The organism is Senegalimassilia sp., from assembly GCF_977052095.1.
In genome coordinates this window covers 1-2,181 of the sequence record NZ_CDRSTZ010000083.1, presented here as the reverse complement: position 1 = coordinate 2,181, position 2,181 = coordinate 1, and the positions used below count along the sequence as shown (strand labels likewise).

Below are 2,181 nucleotides of genomic sequence, written 5' to 3'. Positions count from 1 at the left end.
GCCGTTCACCAAGGATCCGGACAAGGAGCCGTTCACCAAGGGCACCGACAAGATGGAGAAGGAAGACTTCCAGAAGGGTCTGACCATGCTGTACGAGAAGTTTGGTTGGGATTCCGAGAAGGGTTGCCCGACGGCCGACTGCCTGGACTACTACGGCATGGACGACGTCAAGGCCGAGCTGCAGAGCCTGAACCTGCTGCCGTAAACGCTAAGCTGGCAAGCTAGACCGGCAAAGCAAGCCTGAATCGCAAACGCCCCCCGTTGCGCAGACAGCGGGGGGCGTTTTTGCGCTCTAGAGCGACTCCGGAATACGGGCGTCTGCGGTTGCGGAATGAGGAGCACGTCCGCACTCCGCCGTTTTCCCAAGTCGGCCGGTATGAGTCAGGGGGAAACGATCTCGCTATCCCAAAGGCTGACGCGAATTCCAGGAGACGCCCTATTTGCGGGAACGCAAGAAGAGAAGATGCAAAAACGGGCGGAATGACATCCTTTCGCAAAAATGCGCCCCCGAGCGGTTTCGCTCGGGGGCGCATTGCGTTACCTATGGCTATGCGTTAGGCCCTCATCAGGCGCTACACGTCGGCGGGGCGCTCCACCGCATCGTATTCGGCCAGCGATGCCGCATAGCCGGACTCGAGGTACTGCGTGGAATAGTAGTACACGTCGCCGTTGGACGCCTCGGTGCGCTCGATGTCCGGATAGTTACCGGAATCACGAACCGCCTGCCACGTTTCCTCGACCTGCTCGTCGGTCATGCGGAAGGGCGGGTTCTTCAGGCACTCGGCGGCATAAGGGCGCGGGTACACGCGCGAATCCTCCCGCACGCACTCGACGAACGTGACCACCGGGTTGTCCTCGGCGGCCAGGAACGCCCAGCGCGCATAATTGTCGGTCATGAGCGTTTCATCGTACAGGTAATAGCTGTGCATGCCCACGAGCGCCTTGATGCGGTTGCACTTGATCTCCTTGCGCACGGGCACAGCGTTCTCGTCCTCCACGAGCACCCATTCGCCCTCGATCTGCTCAAGACGGTAGCCTTCGGGAATGCGCAGGCCGGCGAAGGGGCTCCTGTCGTCCTCGGCAGGCTGCTCATCTTCGGCAGCTTGTCCGTTGCCACCCGCGTTATCGGAGGAAGCCGGGACGGGCTCGGACGTTGCGGGCGCTGCGGCGACGGCGGCGCTTTCGGCGGCTTCCGCAGCGTTGCCGGACTGCGTGGAGGCATCGACGCCCGCAGCGGATTCGACTTCAACGGAATCCCCAACGGCTTCCGGCGCCTTATCGGCGGCCTCGGCCGCCTTCGCCTTGTTGTCGGCCTCGATCTGCGCCAAGCGGCGGTTCGGGATCTTCGGGGGCACGCCCACCGCACGGGTGGCAGAACGCACCGCGGCGGCCTTCGCGCGCTCGGCGGCGCGCTCGGCCTCGATTTCTTCCTTGTGCTCGGCCAGGTAGTCCTCAAGCCATTCGTACACGAACATCTCGAAGTCGTCAGGCGTCATATGATCGGGCACCAGGCCGATCTCGGCCCAGCGATCGGGCGTCACCAAGTGGCTGTCCGCCGATTGTTTGCGCACGTCATCGAACACATCGGCAAGCGCGTTATTCTCGGCCAGCTCGCGTGCGGCCGCAAGCTCCTCCTCCGTGGGCTCGTCGGCCGCTTCCCCTTCAGGTGCCTCATCGACGCCGGCTGCGGCAGCTTCCGCGTTCCCAGCGGCTGCGACGCCCTGGTCGGCGGCAACCTCCCCCACCGCCGATTCCGCGTCTTCCGAAACGATATCCTGGCCCAGAGACTCCCCGGCCGTCTTCATCTGCTCGCTCATTTCGCCTCGCCGGCCTTCTGCTTCGCGATGGCCTCGTTAACCCTCATCTCGACGCGCGTGTCGCGCAGGCTGCAATGCTCGCACATCAAGCACGCCACCGACATCTCGTCGCAGGGCAGCTTCTCGTCCATCTCCGCGAGCGACATACCGCAACGGTACATCCAGTCGCCCACCAGGCCGCGCACGGCCTCGATGGCGAACAGGGTGGTATGCCCCTTGCCCGTCGGCACGCCGTCGACCGCAAGCTCCACGTCCTTGGGCGTCAGCTCCAACGCCTGCGAGAACGTCTTGCCCTCGATCATGGAGCAGATGGCGCTTGCGCAACCGGTCATGGCCAGGCACCCGCGGCTCTTGAAGCCCACCT

The 2,181-nt window shown here is 64.1% G+C and carries 3 protein-coding genes; 1 reads left to right on the top strand and 2 read right to left on the bottom strand.

Translation table 11 applies throughout. From position 1 onward, the window contains the following. Positions 1–205 (top strand): hypothetical protein (locus tag ACWI6D_RS09360; protein ID WP_449134491.1); only part of this gene is annotated, 205 nt, incomplete at its 5' end. 367 nt (positions 206–572) lie between these two features. On the opposite strand, the gene ACWI6D_RS09355 is transcribed toward ACWI6D_RS09360, so the two are convergent. Together ACWI6D_RS09355 and ACWI6D_RS09350 are read right to left on the bottom strand one after the other, a co-directional pair. After that, the gene (locus ACWI6D_RS09355; RefSeq protein WP_449134490.1) at positions 573–1,817 is read right to left on the bottom strand and encodes a hypothetical protein; all 1,245 of its coding nucleotides are present in this window, start codon (positions 1,815–1,817) and stop codon (positions 573–575) included. Next, a partial coding sequence (locus ACWI6D_RS09350; RefSeq protein ID WP_449134489.1) for an iron-sulfur cluster assembly scaffold protein occupies positions 1,814–2,181 on the bottom strand: 368 nt, incomplete at its 5' end. The genes ACWI6D_RS09355 and ACWI6D_RS09350, both read right to left, overlap by 4 nt.